Origin of the sequence: Faecalibacterium sp. Marseille-Q4896, assembly GCF_017377615.1 — a bacterium.
Lineage (GTDB): Bacteria > Bacillota > Clostridia > Oscillospirales > Ruminococcaceae > Faecalibacterium > Faecalibacterium taiwanense.
Genome location: NZ_JAFREG010000011.1, coordinates 37,153 through 56,482, shown reverse-complemented (window position 1 = coordinate 56,482; position 19,330 = coordinate 37,153). Strand labels below are relative to the sequence as shown.

The 19,330-nt window shown below is 57.3% G+C and carries 18 protein-coding genes and 1 tRNA gene; 11 read left to right on the top strand and 8 right to left on the bottom strand.

Annotated features, from left to right (window positions below):
* Window positions 1–32 precede the first annotated feature (32 nt).
* Together J3348_RS13105 and J3348_RS14420 are read right to left on the bottom strand one after the other, a co-directional pair.
* Window positions 33–614, bottom strand: a complete 582-nt coding sequence (locus tag J3348_RS13105) for a twin-arginine translocation signal domain-containing protein (RefSeq protein ID WP_207699134.1) — start codon at window positions 612–614, stop codon at window positions 33–35.
* A 242-nt stretch (window positions 615–856) separates the two neighbouring features.
* Window positions 857–982, bottom strand: a complete 126-nt coding sequence (locus tag J3348_RS14420; RefSeq protein ID WP_263287027.1) for a hypothetical protein — start codon at window positions 980–982, stop codon at window positions 857–859.
* Between the two features lie 179 nt (window positions 983–1,161).
* Here J3348_RS14420 and J3348_RS13100 point away from each other — a divergent pair, with 179 nt between their 5' ends.
* The 5 genes from J3348_RS13100 (at window position 1,162) to J3348_RS13080 (ending at window position 4,776) form a co-directional block, all read left to right on the top strand.
* A complete protein-coding gene (locus tag J3348_RS13100; RefSeq protein ID WP_207699133.1) occupies window positions 1,162–1,737 on the top strand; it encodes a nitroreductase family protein in 576 nt (191 codons plus the stop codon).
* Between the two features lie 196 nt (window positions 1,738–1,933).
* Entirely contained in the window at window positions 1,934–2,773 is an 840-nt protein-coding gene (locus J3348_RS13095) for an amino acid ABC transporter substrate-binding protein (protein ID WP_207699132.1), read from the top strand.
* Between the two features lie 112 nt (window positions 2,774–2,885).
* On the top strand, window positions 2,886–3,650 hold the full coding sequence (locus J3348_RS13090; RefSeq protein ID WP_207699131.1) for an amino acid ABC transporter permease: 765 nt from the start codon (window positions 2,886–2,888) through the stop codon (window positions 3,648–3,650).
* Entirely contained in the window at window positions 3,640–4,404 is a 765-nt protein-coding gene (locus tag J3348_RS13085; protein ID WP_097773991.1) for an amino acid ABC transporter ATP-binding protein, read from the top strand. Before J3348_RS13090 ends, J3348_RS13085 begins: the two co-directional genes overlap by 11 nt.
* A 234-nt stretch (window positions 4,405–4,638) precedes the next feature.
* Window positions 4,639–4,776, top strand: coding sequence for a hypothetical protein (locus J3348_RS13080; RefSeq protein WP_005946525.1), 138 nt, complete (start codon window positions 4,639–4,641; stop codon window positions 4,774–4,776).
* A 135-nt stretch (window positions 4,777–4,911) separates the two neighbouring features.
* Here the strand turns inward: J3348_RS13080 and dnaK are convergent, their stop codons facing one another.
* From dnaK to J3348_RS13065, 3 genes are all read right to left on the bottom strand, one after another.
* On the bottom strand, window positions 4,912–6,729 hold the full coding sequence (gene dnaK / locus J3348_RS13075; protein ID WP_207699130.1) for a molecular chaperone DnaK: 1,818 nt from the start codon (window positions 6,727–6,729) through the stop codon (window positions 4,912–4,914).
* Between the two features lie 91 nt (window positions 6,730–6,820).
* The gene (locus J3348_RS13070) at window positions 6,821–7,921 is read right to left on the bottom strand and encodes an SseB family protein (protein ID WP_207699129.1); all 1,101 of its coding nucleotides are present in this window, start codon (window positions 7,919–7,921) and stop codon (window positions 6,821–6,823) included.
* Between the two features lie 165 nt (window positions 7,922–8,086).
* Window positions 8,087–9,037: a glycosyltransferase family 2 protein gene (locus tag J3348_RS13065; protein ID WP_154261095.1), complete on the bottom strand. Its 951-nt coding sequence runs from the start codon at window positions 9,035–9,037 to the stop codon at window positions 8,087–8,089.
* Between the two features lie 207 nt (window positions 9,038–9,244).
* Here J3348_RS13065 and J3348_RS13060 point away from each other — a divergent pair, with 207 nt between their 5' ends.
* Together J3348_RS13060 and J3348_RS13055 are read left to right on the top strand one after the other, a co-directional pair.
* The gene (locus J3348_RS13060) at window positions 9,245–10,984 is read left to right on the top strand and encodes an ABC transporter ATP-binding protein (protein ID WP_347565389.1); all 1,740 of its coding nucleotides are present in this window, start codon (window positions 9,245–9,247) and stop codon (window positions 10,982–10,984) included.
* Window positions 10,981–12,756, top strand: a complete 1,776-nt coding sequence (locus J3348_RS13055; protein WP_120081395.1) for an ABC transporter ATP-binding protein — start codon at window positions 10,981–10,983, stop codon at window positions 12,754–12,756. Before J3348_RS13060 ends, J3348_RS13055 begins: the two co-directional genes overlap by 4 nt.
* A gap of 57 nt (window positions 12,757–12,813) precedes the next feature.
* Here the strand turns inward: J3348_RS13055 and J3348_RS13050 are convergent, their stop codons facing one another.
* Window positions 12,814–13,767, bottom strand: coding sequence for a hypothetical protein (locus J3348_RS13050; protein ID WP_005946538.1), 954 nt, complete (start codon window positions 13,765–13,767; stop codon window positions 12,814–12,816).
* A 14-nt stretch (window positions 13,768–13,781) separates the two neighbouring features.
* A complete protein-coding gene (locus J3348_RS13045; protein ID WP_207699128.1) occupies window positions 13,782–14,156 on the bottom strand; it encodes a DUF3592 domain-containing protein in 375 nt (124 codons plus the stop codon).
* Between the two features lie 230 nt (window positions 14,157–14,386).
* Here J3348_RS13045 and J3348_RS13040 point away from each other — a divergent pair.
* From J3348_RS13040 to J3348_RS13025, 4 genes are all read left to right on the top strand, one after another.
* Window positions 14,387–14,473: transfer RNA gene (locus tag J3348_RS13040), tRNA-Leu, on the top strand.
* A gap of 484 nt (window positions 14,474–14,957) precedes the next feature.
* Window positions 14,958–15,176, top strand: a complete 219-nt coding sequence (locus tag J3348_RS13035) for a DUF6061 family protein (RefSeq protein ID WP_097774013.1) — start codon at window positions 14,958–14,960, stop codon at window positions 15,174–15,176.
* Window positions 15,177–15,195: 19 nt separating this feature from the next.
* On the top strand, window positions 15,196–15,417 hold the full coding sequence (locus J3348_RS13030) for a family 1 glycosylhydrolase (protein WP_097774014.1): 222 nt from the start codon (window positions 15,196–15,198) through the stop codon (window positions 15,415–15,417).
* Window positions 15,418–15,472: 55 nt separating this feature from the next.
* Window positions 15,473–16,621 carry a M20/M25/M40 family metallo-hydrolase gene (locus J3348_RS13025; protein WP_207699127.1) on the top strand — a complete coding sequence of 383 codons (1,149 nt, stop codon included), beginning with the start codon at window positions 15,473–15,475 and terminating at the stop codon, window positions 16,619–16,621.
* Window positions 16,622–16,894: 273 nt separating this feature from the next.
* On the opposite strand, the gene J3348_RS13020 is transcribed toward J3348_RS13025, so the two are convergent.
* Window positions 16,895–19,330: a glycosyl transferase gene (locus J3348_RS13020; protein ID WP_207699126.1), complete on the bottom strand. Its 2,436-nt coding sequence runs from the start codon at window positions 19,328–19,330 to the stop codon at window positions 16,895–16,897.

The following is a 19,330-nucleotide window of genomic DNA, read 5'->3' as shown; positions in this document are numbered from 1 at the left end:
GAGTTTTTTCAAAAAACTTCTGTGCCAGGAAATCAGAGCTTGGTCACAATGAAGACAGTCCCGAAGGGACGAACCTTCAACAGCTCTTCCTCCGTGCCGTAGTCGGTGCTCAGCTTGTAGCCGTCCGGCAGCTGAATATCAGCAGCGCTGACGCCAGTTGCATCGACTGCAACCTCAGCCTTAGCCTCAATGAAGTTGTTCGGCAGCTCCAGCAGTTTGACATCGATGGTCTTCTTGGTCGGAGTCACAGTCACATCAGTCACGAAGACGATGATGTACTCACCCTTGCTGTCGTCCTTGCGGACTTCAACAACAGCGTTCTCGTTCTCCAGATGGTAATCTTCGGGAAGCAGCTTCTTATCGATGTCAGCAACCTTCACAGAGTTCTCGGTCTTCAGAACATCAATCTTGGCAGTCTCACCCACAACGTTGGTCTTACCATCGCCTTCATCCTTCATAAAGATAACCAGCACAGGACGAGTGGTCACACCGGGGACATCGGGGACATCGGGGACATCATTGCCAGAGCAGCCAGCCAGCACACCGGCAGCAGCAACAGCCAGAGCAGCCACACCTGCGCCCTTGAGGAACTTACGACGAGAAATGTTAGACATAAGAATCAACCTCACAATCTTTTTGCATGCCCCCATCACTTTTTTGTGGAGCCTGCTTTTCCTATATAATACCCCCCCCCGTAACAGTTTGTCAAGTGGTTTTTGGCATCTTTTTCCGCCGGATGCAGAAAAACAGGAGCGACCAAGAGAAAATCGTAAGTTCCGTCAAGCCCGGCAAAAAGGGCCGCTGTACAGCATCCCGTACAGCGGCCCTTTTTGTTCTCCGTTATTTTCATTCATTCTCAACATGTCTTGTTTTCATCTTCTGTCTGCTCATGTTCCCCTCTTGCCGCCCGCATCAGCCCGGCAAACAAAAAACCCAAATTGACCCCCAGAATAAAACCCACGATGCCTGCCGCCAATACCATTGCGCCGTCTCCTTTCTTCTACCATATTTTACCATATATCATTTGTCGGATGCAATTGCAGCCCGTCGCAAAAGGCAAGATCACTGCCCAACGTGCAAGCTTTTTTGCGCCGGAGCGTTGCAAGACTCTGCCGCATCTGCTATACTTTTGACAACACTTATATAAAGGAGGTGCTCTTTATGTCTGTTATGGATACTCTTGTCAGCCGCCGCACCTACCGCCGCTTTGCACAGAAAGCTGTTCCGCAGGATGTGGTGGATGATATCGTCGAGGCCGTCCGCCTGTCCTCCTGCGGAGCCAACCGTCAGGCTGTGCGTCTGGTGGTGGTGAACAAGCCCGAGGCGGTGGCAAAGGTGCAGCCGCTGGTCAAGTGGGCTGCCTATCTGCCGCCGGAGCAGGGCACGCCCAAAGCCGACGAGCTGCCCACCCTGTATGTGGCCGTGGTGCAGGACACTTCCATCCCCGGCGACCTTGCCACCGATACCGGCATCGCCCTTGCCAACATGACCCTTGCCGCATGGGACAAAGGCGTGGGCAGCTGCATCATGGGCGCGATCAACAAGCCTGCCCTCACCGAACTGCTGGGCATTGAAGAACCGCAGAAGCTGGCATTCATGGTGGCGTTCGGCTACCCGACCCACAAGGCTCACATTGTGCCGCTGACGGCTGAGACCGGCGTAAAATATTATCTGGACGAGAACCGGGATTACTGCGTGCCAAAGCGGAGCAAAGAAGAGATCGCAAAATATCTATAATTCGTATATATACATTTCTTCAACGCATTTTTTGTATAATTGTTTTCAATTCGGTTTCAATTGATGAGATTTTTTGCACAAGTATTGACTTTTCAATTTGTACAATCTATACTAAATTCGTTCGCCAGATGTTCGATGAATCGCATCGTTCCGGCGTACCGCAAAAACATACAGTACATTTGAGGAGTGTTTGAATATGAAAAAGATTTCTCGTCGCAGCTTTCTGGCAGCTGCCGGTCTGTCCGTTGCCGCTCTGGCTCTGACCGCCTGCGGTGGTTCTTCCGCAAGCACCGCTTCCTCCGTGGCAAGCTCTGCTGCTTCTTCTGAAGCTGCTTCCACCAGCGCTGCCGCTGGCGAGCTGGCCACCGTTGAGGCTGGCAAGCTGACCATGGCCACCAACGCCACCTTCCCTCCCTACGAGATGACCACCGACGCCGGTGACATCGAGGGCATCGACGTGGAGACCGCTCAGGCCATTGCCGACAAGCTGGGTCTGGAGCTGCAGATCGACGACATGGACTTTGACGCTGCGCTGCTGAGCGTGCAGCAGGGCAAGGCCGACATCGTTATGGCCGGTGTGACCGTGACCGACGAGCGCAAGGCTGTGATGGACTTCTCCGACAGCTACGCTACCGGCATCCAGTCCATCATCGTGCCCGAAGGCTCCGACATTGCTTCCCCGGATGATCTGGCAGGCAAGAAGATCGGCACCCAGCGCGGCACCACCGGCTACATCTACTGCTCCGATGATTTCGGTGATGAAAACGTCGTGGCTTACGACAGCGGTCTGACCGCTGTGCAGGCCCTGAACAATGGTCAGGTGGACGCCGTGGTCATCGACAACGCTCCCGCCAAGGAGTATGTGGCTGCCAACCCCGGCCTGAAGGTGCTGGAGACCAGCTACGCCGAGGAGGATTACGCCATCGGTATGGCAAAGGGTTCTTCTCTGGAAGATGCCATCAACGCCGCTCTGGAAGAGCTGAAGGCTGACGGCACCCTGCAGGCCATCGTGGACAAGTACATCACCGCCGAATAATCAGCTGGCTGATAACGGAACCACGGGGAGGCAGCCCCCAACTGGGGCACCTCCCCTTTTTTGGAAAAATAAGGTTACAAAATTCTAACAAAACAGGAAAGTGAGGATGCGAATGGCTGCTCAATACGAACTGCTCAAAGAGCTGCTCAACAGCGGCACCAAGCTCAGCTTCGGGCAGGAGTTCTTCTTCAAATTTTATCAGGCCTTCATCCTGAAAGACCGCTGGACGCAGTACATCAACGGCGTGGGCACCACCCTGCTGGTCACTGCCATTGCGCTGGCACTGGGCATCGTGCTGGGCAGCGTGGTGGCACTGGTGCGTGTGGCACACGACCAGCAACGCCCCGGCCACAAGAACCCGGTGTTGGGCTTCTTCAACATCATCTGCGAAATTTACACCACCATCATCCGCGGCACGCCCATGATGGTGCAGCTGCTCATCATGAGCATGGTCATCTTTGCCAACAGCCGCAACTTTACCATGGTGGGTGCGCTGGCACTGGGCATCAACTCCGGTGCCTATGTTTCGGAGATCATCCGCGGCGGCCTGATGGCCGTTGACCCCGGCCAGATGGAGGCCGGACGTAGCCTTGGCCTGAACTACATGACCACCATGGTGGTCATCATCATCCCGCAGGCCATCCGTGCGGTGCTGCCCGCACTGGGCAACGAGTTCATCGTCCTGCTGAAGGATACCTCCCTGATCACGGTCATCGGCGGCAAGGAGCTGCTGTACGCCGCGCAGGGCATCATGAACCGCACCTACGAACCCATGTTCCCGCTGCTGGGTGATGCACTGATCTACCTTGTGCTGGTCATGCTGTTCACCCGTCTGCTGGCAAAGTTTGAGAGGAGGCTTGCTCAAAGTGACCGATAAGATTCTGGAAGTCCGCGGCCTGACAAAGACCTACGGCGGCGAAAAGAAGCCGGGCGCAAAGCAGCCCACCCCCACTCTGGACGTGCTGAAGGGCATCGATATTGATATTTACCGCGGCGACGTGGTCTGCCTGATTGGCCCCTCCGGCTGCGGCAAATCTACCTTTCTGCGCTGCCTGAACCGGCTGGAGATTCCCTCCTCCGGCAGCATCAAATTTGAGGGCACCGAGGTGGATGAAGCCCACATCGACGCTGTGCGCCAGAAGATGGGCATGGTGTTCCAGCACTTCAACCTGTTCCCGCACCTGACTGTGAAGAAAAATCTGGAGCTGGCCCCCACCCTGCTGAAGCTGAAGGATAAGGAAGCCATCTCCGCCAAGGCAGATGAACTGCTGGCCCGCGTGGGCCTGGCCGACAAGGCCGATGCCTACCCCAAGAGCCTTTCCGGCGGCCAGCAGCAGCGCATTGCCATTGCCCGTGCCCTTGCCATGGATCCGGACGTGATCCTGTTCGACGAGCCCACCAGCGCCCTCGACCCCGAAATGGTGGGCGAGGTTCTGGAACTGATGAAGGAGCTGGCCCACACCGGCATCACCATGCTGGTGGTCACCCACGAAATGGGCTTTGCCCGCGAGGTGTCCAACCGCGTCATCTTCATCGACGACGGCAAGATCCAGGAGGACGAGCCGCCGCAGGAACTGTTCACGAACCCGAAGCATCCCAGACTGAAAGCATTCCTTTCTAAGATGCTGTAATACTTTTCCACATAGAAAACGCTCCGCTGTGCAAAACACAGCGGAGCGTTTTGTTGTACTTCGTCAAAAATTATGGTATAATGCAAATAAGGCGCTGATTGCAAAATTGGTGGTCATGCTTTCTATCCCGTATCGCTGCTTCTTTTCACATAGAACGAAGCAGAGGTTCCGGGAGGAAACTTTTTTGGGGAAGTACCCTGCCCGGAGCCTTGAAGGCGAAGGGAGGGATATCGGATGACTCTGTTGGAAACTCTCGCACTGCTTACGTTCATTCTCACGCTGCTGGGTCTGATCGTGGATGTGATCCGCCTGACCGTCGAGGTTATGGCAAAGTTTTCCCAGACGAAAAGCGATGATAACAAAAAAGATTGACCGCCTACAGTTACCAGCCGAGCGGTCAATCTTTTTGACTAACGGGATGGAAAGCTGACCTTTGCAGTCAGCGCCCCTTCTGTTTGTAGTATAACTTTTTTCTGTCGCTCTGTCAAGGGCGACCTTTTTTACGTGTTACAGATTATTTTCTCCGTTATCGCTGCTATCCTGCTCACTGGTATACAGCACCATCAGATGGTTTGCGCTCTCTTCCAGCTGGGTCTTGGCCTGACGGAGATTGGCTTCCTCGTTTTCATTCATCTTTTCGGGCTTATCCTTGCGCAGGCAGCGGCGGAGGTTGGCGAGGTCGGTTTTGATGCGGTTCTTCTCGTCCTTGTCCAGCTCCTTTTTGCATTTGGAAAGAGCCTCGTCCACCTTGTAGGCCAGCACCTCGGCCTGATTGTGCAGGTCCAGCCGCTCCTTGCGGCGGCTGTCCTCGGCCTCGTAGGCGGCAGCGTCTGCCATGGCGCGTTGGATCTCATTTTCCGAAAGGTTGGTGCTGCCGGTGATGGTGATATTCTGCTCCCGGCCGGTGCCAAGGTCTTTGGCAGACACCTTCACCACGCCGTTCACGTCGATATCGAAGGTAACTTCGATCTGCGGTTTGGAGGAGAAGCTTGCACGAATGCCGGTGAGCTTGAATTTGCCCAGACTCTTGTTGTCGCGGGCAAAGTGGCGCTCGCCCTGCAGCACGTTGATCTCCACGCTGGTCTGCATGGGCCGTGCGGTGGTGAAGATCTGGCTCTTGCGGGTGGGGATCATGCTGTTGCGGGTGATCAGCGGGGTGGCCACGCCGCCCAGCGTCTCAATGGAGAGGGTCAGCGGGGTCACATCCATCAGCACAAGGCCCTGCGCCGCTGCGCCGGTGGCACCGGCCAGCTTGCCGCCGCCCTGCAGCAGACCGCCCTGCACAGCCGCACCCATGGCAACACACTCGTCCGGGTTCAGGCTGTGGCTGGGTTCGCAGCCCAGCAGCTCCTTCACCTGACGCTCCACCGCAGGCATCCGGGTGCTGCCGCCCACCAGCAGCACCTTGCCCAGCTGGCTGGCAGAAATGCCTGCATCCCGCAGCGCATTCTGCACGGGAGCCACTGTGCGGGCCAGCAGGTCGCTGGTCATCATTTCGAACTGCGGGCGGGAAAGCGAGATATCCAAGTGGTGAGGGCCGTCCTTGCCCACTGCGATAAAGGGCAGGTTCAGCTGTGCCGACGGCGCGGCAGAAAGCTCCTTCTTTGCCTTTTCGGCTTCCTCTTTCAGCCGGCCCATAGCTGCCGGGTCGCGGGAGAGGTCGATGCGATCCGACTTTTTGAACTCGGCCACGGCATATTCCACGATGCGCTGATCGAAGTCGTCACCGCCCAGATGGGTGTCGCCGCCGGTGGCAAGCACCGTAAAGGTCCCGTCCTCGATCTCGATGATGGACACATCAAAGGTGCCGCCGCCGAGGTCGTAGACGAGGATCTTCTGCGCCGCTTCGTTATCCAAACCATAGGCCACAGCGGCAGCAGTAGGCTCGTTGATGATGCGCAGCACGTTCAGGCCTGCAATGCGGCCTGCATCCTGCGTAGCCTTGCGCTGGCTGTCGTCGAAGTAGGCGGGCACCGTGATGACCGCTTCGGTCACCGGCTCGCCCAGATAGCTCTCGGCATCGCGGCGGATCTTGGCCAAGATCATGGCGCTGATCTCCTGCGGGGTCAGGTCTTTGCCGTCGATGTGCACCCGGTAGTCACTGCCCATATGGCGCTTGATGCTGGAGATGGTGCGCCCGGAATTTGTGGCGATCTGTCGCTTGGCCGCGCCGCCCACCAGACGTTCACCGTCCTTCGTGAAGGCCACAACGCTGGGGGTAGTGCGCTCACCCTCCGCATTGGTGATGACCACGGGCTTGCCGCCCTCTACCACTGCCACACAGGAATTGGTCGTGCCGAGATCGATGCCGATTACTTTGCTCATACTGTCTGTTTCCTCTCCGGTGCTGTGCATCTTGGGCGCAGCTCTTCAAATCATTTCCGAGTATATCTTACCGTCCCGATATGACGATTTTTTAGTCCAATTGTAAAGATTCCATGTCGTAAGCTGTGGCTCGGGCAGGCAGTTCACTGGTCAGTTCCCGGATGAGCTGGTCGGCTTCGGCCAGCCACTGCTCTGCGTCCGGCTCGTGCTCACGGGCCTTGATGGAAAAGCCCTGCCTTGCTTCTGCGGCCAGTGCCAGCGCCTTTTTGCGGCTGGTGTAGCGCGTTTCGGTCTGGGCCACACGCAGGCACACCTGCGGAGTGTACTCGATATCCGGCATATGGGCTGCGTTGGCGCGGGCACGGCGGTAATACAAAAGTGCCCGGCCATTGTCGCCCCGGGCAGCGCAGTCATCGCCCAGTGCAATGTTGGATAAGATCTCGCCGCTGTCCGCTGCTTCCTTCCACATGCGGCGGGCCTCGGCACGGTTCGTGCGGGGGCCGCGGCCCTTATAAATACAGTCTGCCAGCAGGGCAAGTCCCATGGTGCTGCCAAGCTCGGCTGCTTTTTCAAAGCATTCCACAGCCTGCGCCCAGTTGCCCTTGCGGGCGGCTTCCTTTCCGGCATCCGCTTTCTCATCACCGGGGTCTTCCGGCGTATGGCCCGCGTGCAGCAAACCGTTGAGCAGAGCGCCGTCCAGCGTAGCCGAGTGGCTCCACGGGTCCAGCACCACGCCGTCGATCCCCTCAGTGGAAAGGGCCAGCTCCATGGCATCCTGCAGGGTGTAATCCGCCATTGGCCGGGCAGAAGTGCTGCGGTCGGCGCAGGCCGCAGCTGCAGAGGTGAACATAGGCAGCCATGTGCGGCCCTTCTCGTTGCGCAGGGTCCACAGCTGCAGGTCCTTAGCCTTTGCCGTGGGCACCGGATGCTCCGTCCACGGTGCAGGCGTGTTGTGCACCGTCAGTGCCGTGCGCAGCGGCACCAGAACATGGGTCTCCATTTCCAGTGCATAGTTCAAAGCGCCCATCAGCGTCCAGAAGCTTTCTTCGTTCTGGCCTTTATATAAATTTTCCACTGCCTGCTCAAAGGCCGGGCAGCCGGTGCCCGCCGGGCTGTAGGCCGGAGCGTTCTGCCGATGCTTGCGGGTGCCCACCGGGCGCAGCCGGATGCCGCCGTCTTGTCTTTTTGCCATCTGCTCACCATTCTTCCAGTTTCTAGTCAATTTTTAGTATAGCAGGAAATGGCTTTGGGTACAACGCCTATCTGTATGTATCCATTTTTCCCTGCTCAAAAAAAGCGGGGTGCCAGATCAGCTTCTTCTGGCACCCCGTTAAAAATACATTTTTTCTGAAACGCCTTATTCCGCGTCCAGATCTTCTTCGGTCTCAGCAGCAATATAGATTGGTCTGTGCTTTGTTTCAAGATATGTTTTGGCAAGGTACTCGCCCGCAATGCCCGTACACAGCAGCTGCACACCACTGCACAAAAGGATGATGCAGACAAGGCTCGGCCAGCCGGAAGTAGGGTCGCCGAACATCAGTGCACGCACCACCACGATTATGATGCCTACAAACGCCAATACGCAAAAGGCAAGGCCAAGGCCCGCCGCCATCAGCAGTGGAGCTGTGGAAAAGCCCACAATGCCTTCGATCGAATATTTGAGCAGACCCCAGAAGTTCCACTTTGTTGTGCCCGCCACACGCTCTACGTTTTTGTAGTCGATCCACTTTGTTTTAAAGCCGACCCAGCTGAAAATGCCCTTGCTGAAGCGGTTATATTCCGCCATGCTCAGCACGGCATCAGTCATTTTGCGGCTCATCAGGCGGAAGTCTCTTGCTCCATCCACGATCTCTGTATCCGAGAGCTTATTGATGATCTGATAAAACTTTTTGGCAAACCAGCTGCGAACGGGCGGTTCACCCTCGCGTGTGGTGCGGCGGGTGGCCGCACAGTCATATTCGCCGGAGAGCAGCAGCTCCAGCATTTCCGGCAGCAGCGAGGGCGGGTCCTGCAGATCCGCATCCATCGTTGCTACATAATCGCCCTTTGCCGCTTTTAATCCGGCATAAATGCCTGCTTCCTTGCCAAAGTTCCGGCTGAAGGAGATGTACCGCACACGGGCATCTTTCCGGTGCAATTCCCGCGCGATCTGCAGTGTGCGGTCTTTTGAGCCGTCATCCACAAAGATGAACTCAAAATCTGCTCCGTGGGATATTCCCATCTGCTGTGCGATCTTGCTGGCCTCTTTATAAAAAATGGGAAGTGATTCTTCCTCATTGTAGCACGGAACGACCAAACTTATCAGCATTCCTGTTTCCCCTTTTGTGCAATATTTAAAATCATTGTAGCATACCCCCACCCTGGTTTCAACCGTTTTCGGCATTTTGCCCGGCGGTTTTCAGCACACTTTTGCAATAAAAACATTTTCTATGGCTTTTTAAGTTTTTGTACGCTATAATAAGTAGGATTTCATAAACCTTATAATGCAAGAAAGCAAGAAAGAAGGAGTATCGCCTTGAACAAGATGCTAGGCTATCTGAAGGACTACAAGCGCGAGAGCGTGCTTGCGCCCCTTTTCAAGATGCTGGAAGCCACGTTCGACCTGTTCGTGCCGCTGGTCATGGCGGATATCGTGAACATCGGCATTGCCGCCCACGACTTCCACTATATTCTTGTGCGGTGCGGCATTTTGCTGCTGCTGGCCATGATCGGCCTTGCCTGCAGCCTGACGGCACAGTATTTTTCCGCAAAGGCGGCCGTGGGCTATTCCACAGCTCTGCGCCACGCCCTGTTTGAGCACATCCAGACCCTGAGCTTTACCGAGATGGACACCCTCGGCACCAGCACCCTGATCACCCGTATGACCAGCGACGTGAATCAGGTGCAGAGCGGCCTGAACCTGTTTTTACGCCTGTTCCTGCGCAGCCCGTTCGTGGTGATCGGTGCCATGGTCATGGCCTTTACGGTGAATTCCCGTGCAGCGCTGATCTTTGTAGTGACCATCCCGCTGCTGAGCGTGGTGGTGTTCGGCATCATGGCTGCTACCCGGCCCCTGTACAAGACGGTACAGAATCGCCTTGACCGGGTGCTGGACCTGACCCGCGAAAACCTGACCGGCGTGCGCGTGGTGCGCGCTTTTGATAAGGAAAAGAGCGAGGTAGAGCGCTTTGAGAATGCCAACGACCTGCTGACCAAGATGCAGCTCCATGTAGGCCATATCTCTGCCCTGATGAACCCGCTGACCTATGTGCTCATCAACATTGCCATTGTGGCACTGCTATATGTGGGCAGCATTGAGATCAATGTGGGTGGCATGGCTTCCGGCGACGTGATCGCGCTGGTGAACTACATGAACCAGATCCTTGTGGAGCTGGTCAAGCTGGCAAACCTGATCGTGCAGGTGAGCAAGGCGCTGGCCTGCGCAGGCCGCGTGCAGGCTGTGCTGGACACCACGCCCGGCATGGCCTTCCCGGAAAAGCTTCTGGGCGAGGTGCCCGCCGAAAAATCCGGCGATGCCGTGCGCTTTGAGCATGTAAGCCTGACCTATGCGGGTGCCGGTGCACCCAGCCTTTCCGACATCAGCTTCACTGCAAAGCGCGGCCAGACCATTGGTGTCATCGGCGGTACCGGCAGCGGCAAATCCAGCCTTGTCAACCTGATTCCCCGCTTCTACGATGCCACCGAGGGCACGGTGGAGATCATGGGCCGCGATGCCCGGAACTATCCCCGTGAAGAACTGCGCGGCAAGGCAGCCATGGTCATGCAGAAGGCCCAGCTCTTTGGCGGCACCATCCGCTCCAACCTGCTGTGGGGCAACAAGAATGCCACCGATGCGGACCTGTGGGCCGCACTGGAAACAGCACAGGCTGCAGAGTTCGTCAAAGCCAAGCCCCTTGGGCTGGACGAGCCTGTGGAGCAGGGCGGTCGCAACCTGTCCGGCGGACAGAAGCAGCGCCTGACCATCGCCCGCGCCCTTGTGGGCAAGCCGGAAATTCTGATCCTTGACGACAGCGCCAGCGCACTGGACTACGCCACCGATGCCGCCCTGCGCAAGGCACTGGCTGCTCTGCCCGGCAGCCTGACCGTGTTCATCGTGAGCCAGCGCGCCGCCAGCCTGCAGCACGCGGATCAAATTCTGGTGCTGGACGACGGCCATCTGGTGGGCATCGGCACCCACGACCAGCTGCGCCAGACCTGCTCCGTCTACGAGGAGATCTACGAGAGCCAGTTCAAGAAAGGGGATGCGCAGAAATGAGTGCAAAAGCAAAAACAAAGCTGACCCCGCAGCAGCGCAAGGCCACCTTGACCCGTGTTCTGGGCAAAATCAAACCTTATTCCCTGTTTGTGGTGTGCAGCCTTGTGGTGGCCGCTGTGAGCGTGGGCGCACAGCTGTATATCCCCATCCTCTGCGGCAGCGCCATTGATATGATGCTGGGCAAGGGTGCCGTAGATTTTGGCGGTGTGATGCGCATTATCATCGAGGTGCTGGTGGTTGCCGGTGTGGCCGCTCTTGCACAGTGGCTGCTGAGCGTGTGCAACAACCGCATCACCTTCCTTGTCAGCCGCGACCTGCGCAACGAAGCCCTGCGCAAAATTCAGACCCTGCCGCTTTCCTACCTCGACAGCCACCCCTCCGGCGATATCGTCAGCCGCATGGTGGCCGATGTGGATACCTTTGCGGACGGCCTGCTGATGGGCTTTACACAGCTGTTCAGCGGCGTTCTGACCATCCTCGGCACCCTGCTGTTCATGCTCAGCGAGAATGTGCCCATCACGCTGGTGGTGGTGTGCATCACCCCGCTGAGCCTCGTGGTGGCAAGCTTCCTTGCCAAGCGCAGCTATGGTTACTTCCAGAGCCAGAGCGCCGTGCGCGGCGAGCAGACCGCGCTGGTTAACGAGATGATCGAGGGCCAGAAGGTGGTGCAGGCCTTCGGCCACGAGGCCGAGAGCCTTACCGCCTTTGACGAGGTGAATGGCCGTCTGCAGGACGTGAGCCTGAAGGCCATCTTCTTTTCCAGCCTGACCAACCCCGCCACCCGCTTTGTGAATAACATCGTGTACGCAGGCGTGGGCCTTGTGGGTGCCGTGTACGCGGTGCGGGGCGGCATCACCATCGGCCAGCTGAGCGTGTTTTTGAGCTACGCTAACCAGTACACCAAGCCCTTCAACGAAATCTCCGGCGTGGTGACGGAGCTGCAGAATGCTCTGGCCTGCGCCGCCCGCGTGTTCGAGCTGCTGGATGCCGACGATCAGGTGCCGGAAGTCGAGAACGCCTCCGTGCTGCAGCCGGACGGCCATGTGCAGCTGGAGGATGTTTCCTTCCGCTACCTGCCCGACCGCCCGCTGATCGAGGGCCTTTCCCTCGACGTAAAGCCCGGCCAGCGCATTGCCATCGTCGGCCCTACCGGCTGCGGCAAGACCACCCTCATCAACCTGCTCATGCGCTTCTATGATGTGAACGGCGGTTCCATCAAGGTGTCCGGCACCGACATCCGGGATGTGACCCGCGCTTCCCTGCGCGGCAGCTACGGCATGGTGCTGCAGGATACATGGCTGCGGGCCGGTACCGTGCGGGAAAACATTGCCTACGGCAAGCCGGACGCAAGCCTTGAAGAGATCGTGGCAGCAGCCAAAGCCGCCCATGCAGACAGCTTTATCCGCCGCCTGCCCGAGGGCTACGACACCGTTATCGCCGAGGACGGCGGCAACATCAGTCAGGGCCAGAAACAGCTGCTGTGCATCGCCCGCGTGATGCTCTGCCTGCCGCCGATGCTGATTCTGGACGAGGCAACATCCTCCATTGATACCCGCACCGAGGTGCGTATCCAGAAAGCTTTTGCCCGCATGATGCAGGGCCGTACCAGCTTTATTGTGGCGCACCGCCTTTCCACCATCCGCGAGGCGGACGTCATCCTTGTGATGAAGGACGGCCACATTGTGGAGCAGGGCAGCCACGACGAGCTGCTTGCTGCAAACGGCTTCTACGCCAAGCTCTACAACAGCCAGTTCGAGGGCGTGGAGACCTGAGAGTTCCTGATAATAATAACAAAAAGGAGCGATGCGCTGCATCGCTCCTTTTTGTTATTATTTGCTTTCAACTTTCTGCACGATGGGTTCATCGGGCGGCGGCGTGAGGGTAGAGTGCTCCACAATGAACTGCTCCGCCCTCTCCCGGGCCAGACGCTGGCGCACCTTGCGTGCATCGTTGGCGGGGAAGGTGCGCTCGCCGTCCAGCTTGGCATCCCAGTGGGCAGCGGCTGCTTCCACCTCGGCGTCCGTGGGTGCAAGGCCCTCCTTTTCTGCCACCAGCAGAAGCCCCAGCCAGCTGCGCAGCTTGCGCTCTGCCTGCGCGTGGAGCCATGCACGGAACTCTTCCACCGTCTGGCCGCGCACTTTAAGGAACTGGTCAAAGTTGATGCCATTGGCCTGCAGGCTCAGGTTGAACTGGCGCTGCTCGGCAAAATAGTTACCGCCCACCAGCTGCTTTGGCAGCGGGCCTTTCACTGCATCGCCCAGCTGCCATACCAGCTCCTTGCGTGCCCGCTGCTCAGCCTGGGCACAGCGCTGTGCCCAGATCTCGCGGGCCACCTGCTGCCGCAGCGCCGCCTTGCCCGCTGCATCGGCTGCACGTTCTTCGTCGCCGTGGTGACGGTTAATCTCCAGTTCAATGGTCAGCTGCCGGATGGGGTGCGGCTCAATGGGCTGCACGAAACCGGTGTATGCTCCCACTTCCAGCGGCGGAAGCGCGTAGAACTGCGCCCCCGCCCGGAAGCCCTCGGCCCGGTTCACCGCCAGCAATTCAAAATCCGGGTCGGTCACCGGCACCACATGGTACTCCTGCACCAGCTGCTCATACAGCGCCGAAAAGCCGCCAAGAATGGTGCGATTCACCGCCTCAGTCAGCAGACCGTCCTCTTCCTGCGGCGCGTCCGGCTCCGCCTGCACCTGTGCAACGGCTGCCGCCAGTTCCTCGGCACCGGCTGTGAATACCAGACGGCAGTCGCCCGGCTCAGCCATGCCAAAATGTTCCAGTTTCATCCTCTTTTCCCCTTTCAGCGGGCAATGCCCACGGTCAGCACCAGCAGGGCCACACCTATCACGGTATACAACACCTCGGCTCCCAGCGTGGCCCGGTCGCCTTCCACGTACATCTTCTCCGGGTCGTCGGGGTCATAATATAAGGTGACGGTATCCCCCACCGCAAAGCTCTTGCCCCGCGCAGGCTTCGGGTAGTGCAGCCGATGGCTGCCGCCTGCGGTGGTAAAGGCCAGCACATAGGCACCGCCATCCCGGCTCCGCACGGTGCCCTCCACCGTGGCTGTGACCTTCTGCCCCTGCGTGCACAGCCTGCGCCGTGCCAGCACACTGCGCAGAGCCATAAAGAACATGATGCCTGCTCCCAGCAGGAAAATAATGATATTGAACATTCTGCATTTCCCTCGTTTTCTCAGTCTGCGCGCAGGACACCCTCCCAGCGCGTCCTGTTTATTGTATCACACTTTGGCAAAAATTTCGCCCTGCAGCCGCCATTCAGAATGCATCAATTTTCAAGCAAAATTTTGTCGAGAAAAATTAAAAATAATGCTTGACATTCTTCGTATATCTGGTATAATAACTATCGTTCCGAGCGGCACAGCTCACGAACACAACAGAATATGCGGATATGGCGGAATTGGCAGACGCGTTAGATTCAGGTTCTAATCGGGGCAACTCGGTGGAGGTTCAAGTCCTCTTATCCGCACCACAAGGAAGACAGCTTTTGATAGCTGTCTTTTTTGCTTTACACGGCAGTTTCCCTTTAGCAGTAACCGCGGATAAGAGGACTTGAACAGCACGGCCCCACCGCAGGCGGGGCAACAAAAGCCCCAGTGGGGCTTTTGTTAGTGCGCGGTTCCCAACCCGTAGGAATGTCTACCGGGAGGCAGACTGTCCACTGTCTTTTTTGTTTTACATGGCAGTTTCCCTTTAGCAGTAACTGCGGATAAGAGGACTTGAACAGCAACGACGACGACCGCAGCCAGCGGCTGAAACAGGGAGGAGTGGTTGGGGCCGCGTTCTGATTTTTCAAAGCCCTGCCAAGGGGCTGCAGAAAAATCAGCAAACGCAACCCGTAAGGCCCTGACCACCAGATTCCGCCGCGGTTCCCAACCCGTAGGAATGTCTATCGGGAGGCTGCCGCTTATTTTGCTTCACCCAACAATTCCCCTTTCGTAGTAACAGCGGGTAACATGGACACCGGCTGCGTGGAACTGCTGCTCCGGAATGGGAGAAAAATTTCCATTGACTGTACCGGGGTCGAGGATGCACTGGACGTGACCATGGCGCAGAGGTCAGAGTTGGATTATCTCATCTATAATGACCCGCTGGGCTATGCCGAATTGATTCTGAACGGTGACCCGGAGAAATACTTGAAAACCGTAACCGGGAGCCATGGGTTAGAAGATTAAAAATCACGAAAAGCTGGCGATGAAGGAGGCTGTCAAGGACGGCGTGGAGTTGATTGGCTATACTATGTGGGGCTTTATCGATCTGGTCTCCTGCGGCAGCATGGAAATGTCCAAGCGGTATGGCGTGATCTATGTGGATCAGGACGATGCCGGTCACGGCACACTGGCTCGCAGTAGAAAAGACAGTTTTTACTGGTATCAGAAGTGTATCGCCACCAATGGTGAAGACTTAGAAGGCTAAATGAAGGCAGGAAACTGTCTGCGGTTTTCGGCGTGTTCAGGGAGGGAAAGTTTTTATGAACGAACAGACAAAAGCGCAGGTGGAAGCTTATGCAGAAGAATGCCGCACCGAACAGCTGGAACTGCTGCGCACACTGGGAAAGATGCCTGCGCCGACCCGAAAGGAGGATTTTCGGGCAGCATTCTGCCGGGATTGGCTCCGGGCACAAGGGGCAGAAAATGTCCGCATCGACGGCGCTAAAAATGTAATCTGCAAACTGGGGCCAGACACCGAAGAACTGGTCGTTTTTGCCGCCCACACGGATATTGTGTTCCCAGATGTAGAAAATCTTCCCTTGCGGGAAGAGGGCGGCAAGCTATTTGCGCCGGGCATCGGCGATGATACTGCCAACCTCGTCAACTTGCTGATGGCTGCAAAATATCTGATCCAGAAACAAACCGCGCTGGAATATGGTGTGCTGGTGGTGGCGAATGCCTGCGAAGAAGGTCTGGGCAATCTGGACGGTACCAAGGCGTTGTTTGCCGAGTACGGCACCCGTATTCAGGGGTTCTATTCTTTTGATATCTATATGCCGCTTTGCTGCAGCAGTGCCGTGGGTTCTTATCGGTATAAGATCACCTGTAAAACGCCCGGTGGTCACTCCTATGCAAATTTTGGCGACCCCAGTGCCATTCAACTGCTGTGTGGACTCGTGAATGAACTGTACCAGATCCAACCGCCGGTACGCTCCCGCACCACCTATAATGTGGGACGCATCGAGGGCGGCACAACGGTCAACTCCATTGCACAGCAGGCATCCATGCTGTACGAGTTCCGTTCCACCGCACAGGATTGTCTGGAAGAGATGGAAGAAAAATTCCGTCGTGCTGTAGCGCACTGGAATGGCAGAGGCGGCGATTTTGAGGTGGAGCTGCTGGGCATCCGTCCCGGCAACGGCCCTGTTGACCAGAAAAAACTCGGTCAATTCACGGCAAAAAGTAAAGAGATCGTTCGCACCTTCACAGGCCGTGAGCCTGACGAAACGCCCAACTCCACGGACAGCAACATCCCGCTGTCGCTGGGTATCCCGGCCAATACCATTGGTACGATAGATGGCGGATCGGCGCATACCCGGCAGGAGTGGGTGGACATTGCCAGCTTGCCCACAGGATTGAAAATCGTTCTTGGGCTGATGCTGGAGTATCAGAAAAACGATTGCTTTTGAAATAAGCATGGGGTGTTCTGGCGGCAGTAGGGGGCTGTTGCAAAATAGCTCCAACAAAAAAATGAGATAGACTTCCCCGAAAGGGTTTACCTATCTCATTTTTTGTTGTAAGCTGAGGTTGTGAAAAAACAGGTACAACAGAAACAGTATTCCCGGCAAAATAAACTGCCAAACAAAAAGCCCCCGCATTATGATGCCAAGCAGGATCGTAATGCGGGGGCCGCTGTTCTTTCAGAATAGCACAAAGGAGAAATTATGAAAATGCAGTAAAGGTTATCCCATGGTCACCTGCACCTCTACCACAGCGCCTTCCGGTGCCAGCGGCAGCAGGCTGCCCTCAATGGGCTTGCCATCCACAGCGACGCTCTTCACACCGTACTGGACTGCAGCGGTATTATCCACTGCAATGTGATAGGTTGCGCCCCGGTAGCGGCGGGTAACGGTGAAGCCGCCCAGCGTGTGTGGGATACAGGGGTCTACCTTCAGGCCGTCCAGCGTGGGCTGGATGCCAAGGATATACTGGCTCACATTGAAGAAGGTCCATGCGGCAGTGCCGGTCAGCCAGCTGTTCTTTGCTTCGCCAAAGGTGGGGGCATCCTTACCGGCCACCATCTGGCTGTAGACATAGGGTTCGGTGCGGTGGATCTCGGAAATATCCTCGATGTAGGCCGGGCATGTCTTGCGGTACACCTCAAAGGCCCGGTCGCCATGCCCCAGAACGGCTTCGGCACAGCTGATCCACGGATTGTTGTGGCAGAAGATACCGGCGTTCTCCTTGTATCCCGGAGGATAGCTGGAAATTTCGCCCAGATTGAGTTGATAACTGGTGTATGCAGGTTGGTGCAGAACCACACCGTACTTGGTATCCAGCCGTTCCTCTACGCTCTTCAATGCCTGTGCGGCCTGACCGGTCTCCTTGCCAATGCCAGCCATGACGCACATGCCCTGCGGCTCAATGAAGATCTGGCCCTCGGTGCACTCCTTGCTGCCAACAGGCTTGCCAAAAGCATCGTAGGCGCGGCGGAACCATGCGCCGTCCCAGCCAGAGGTCAGGGCCGCCTGTTCCACGCCGTCCACGGCCTTGCGGGCCGCAGCGGCTTCATCGGCAAGGTTCAGGTGGTCGCACAGTTCGGCGTACTCGTGGCCGTACTTGACGAACATGCCCGCAATGAACACGCTTTCGGCCACAGGGCCTTCGCTGGGACCGGTGATCTGGAAGCTCTCGCCCGGGTGCTCCGAGAAACAGTTCAGGTTCAGGCAGTCGTTCCAGTCGGCGCGGCCAATAAGCGGCAGGCCGTGGGGGCCAAGGTGGGTGACGGTAAAGTTGAAGCTGCGGCGCAGATGCTCCATCAGGCTCTGTGCCTTGCTGGCATCATTATCAAAGGGCACCTGCTCGTCCAGAATAGACCAGTCGCCAGTCTCGCGCAGATAGGCGGCAGTGCCGGCAATGAGCCACAGCGGGTCATCGTTGAAGCCGGTGCCGATATCGCGGTTGCCTTTCTTGGTCAGGGGCTGGTACTGGTGGTAGGCGCTGCCATCCTCAAACTGGGTGGCGGCGATATCCAGAATGCGCTCCCGTGCGCGGGACGGAATGATGTGTACAAAGCCCAGCAGATCCTGACAGCTGTCGCGGAAGCCCATGCCGCGGCCGGTCCCGCTTTCAAAGTAGCTGGCCGAGCGGCTCATATTGAAGGTAACCATACACTGATACTGGTGCCAGATGTTCACCATACGGTCCAGCTTTTCCTCGCCGGATTCCAGATGGTAGGTGGAGAGCAGAGCTTCCCAGTGGTCGGCCAGCGCCTTGCGGGCCGCGTCCACCTGTGCATCGGTGGCATAGCGTGCGATCATGGCATGGGCACGCTCCTTGTTGATGACACCGGGAGCCGTGAACTTTTCGTCCTGCGGGTTCTCGATGTAGCCCAGACCGAAGAGGATCTTCTTTTCCTCACCCGGTGCAAGGGTGACATGGATGTGCAGCGCGCCCACCGGTGCCCAGCCGTGGGCGATGCTGCCGGAGCAGTGTCCGGCGCGGACGGCCTGCGGGTCTGCAGGACCGCCATACACACCGCAGAAGGCATCGCGGGTGGTATCAAAGCTGGTAACGGGCGTATTGCTCCAGAATACCGCATAGTGATTGCGGCGCTCACGGTATTCCGTCTTATGGTAGATGATGGCCGGCTCCACCTCCACCTCGCCGGTGGAGAAGTTGCGCTGGAAGTTGGAGCTGTCGTCAATGGCATCCCACAGGCAGAACTCCACATAGCTGAACACATCCAGCTCTTTTACGGCATCCGTCTTATTTTTCAAAGTCAGGCGGTCCAGCTCACAGGCATCGCCGGTGGGCACGAACAGTTCCTGCGCAGCGGAAACACCGTTCTTCTCACCCTCCAGAATGGTATAGCCCAGACCGTGGCGGCAGGCGTAGCTGTCCAGCTCTGTCTTGGTGGGCTGCCAGCCGGGGTTCCAGACGGTATCGCCATCCTTGATGTAAATGTGGTGGCCGTCCATATCCAGCGGGGAGCTGTTATAGCGGTAGCGGGTCAGGCGGCGCATCCGCGCATCGCGGTAAAAGCTGTAGCCGCCCGCCGTGTTTGAGACAAGACTGAAGAAATCCTCGCTGCCAAGGTAGTTGATCCAGGGCAGGGGCGTTTGCGGAGTGGTGATGACATATTCTTTGCGTGCGTCATCAAAATGGCCGAATTTCAT

Excerpts from the sequence above, each read along its gene's own strand:
- J3348_RS13020 (WP_207699126.1), bottom strand. The coding sequence starts at position 19,330 with ATGAAATTCGGCCATTTTGATGACGCACGCAAAGAATATGTCATCACC.
- J3348_RS13065 (WP_154261095.1), bottom strand. The coding sequence starts at position 9,037 with ATGCTGATAAGTTTGGTCGTTCCGTGCTACAATGAGGAAGAATCACTT.
- J3348_RS13035 (WP_097774013.1), top strand. The coding sequence starts at position 14,958 with ATGGACACCGGCTGCGTGGAACTGCTGCTCCGGAATGGGAGAAAAATT.
- J3348_RS14420 (WP_263287027.1), bottom strand. The coding sequence starts at position 982 with ATGGTATTGGCGGCAGGCATCGTGGGTTTTATTCTGGGGGTCAATTTG.
- J3348_RS13080 (WP_005946525.1), top strand. The coding sequence starts at position 4,639 with ATGACTCTGTTGGAAACTCTCGCACTGCTTACGTTCATTCTCACGCTG.
- J3348_RS13025 (WP_207699127.1), top strand. The coding sequence starts at position 15,473 with ATGAACGAACAGACAAAAGCGCAGGTGGAAGCTTATGCAGAAGAATGC.
- J3348_RS13105 (WP_207699134.1), bottom strand. The coding sequence starts at position 614 with ATGTCTAACATTTCTCGTCGTAAGTTCCTCAAGGGCGCAGGTGTGGCT.
- dnaK (WP_207699130.1), bottom strand. The coding sequence starts at position 6,729 with ATGAGCAAAGTAATCGGCATCGATCTCGGCACGACCAATTCCTGTGTG.
- J3348_RS13100 (WP_207699133.1), top strand. The coding sequence starts at position 1,162 with ATGTCTGTTATGGATACTCTTGTCAGCCGCCGCACCTACCGCCGCTTT.
- J3348_RS13055 (WP_120081395.1), top strand. The coding sequence starts at position 10,981 with ATGAGTGCAAAAGCAAAAACAAAGCTGACCCCGCAGCAGCGCAAGGCC.
- J3348_RS13045 (WP_207699128.1), bottom strand. The coding sequence starts at position 14,156 with ATGTTCAATATCATTATTTTCCTGCTGGGAGCAGGCATCATGTTCTTT.
- J3348_RS13090 (WP_207699131.1), top strand. The coding sequence starts at position 2,886 with ATGGCTGCTCAATACGAACTGCTCAAAGAGCTGCTCAACAGCGGCACC.
- J3348_RS13050 (WP_005946538.1), bottom strand. The coding sequence starts at position 13,767 with ATGAAACTGGAACATTTTGGCATGGCTGAGCCGGGCGACTGCCGTCTG.
- J3348_RS13095 (WP_207699132.1), top strand. The coding sequence starts at position 1,934 with ATGAAAAAGATTTCTCGTCGCAGCTTTCTGGCAGCTGCCGGTCTGTCC.
- J3348_RS13030 (WP_097774014.1), top strand. The coding sequence starts at position 15,196 with ATGAAGGAGGCTGTCAAGGACGGCGTGGAGTTGATTGGCTATACTATG.
- J3348_RS13070 (WP_207699129.1), bottom strand. The coding sequence starts at position 7,921 with ATGGCAAAAAGACAAGACGGCGGCATCCGGCTGCGCCCGGTGGGCACC.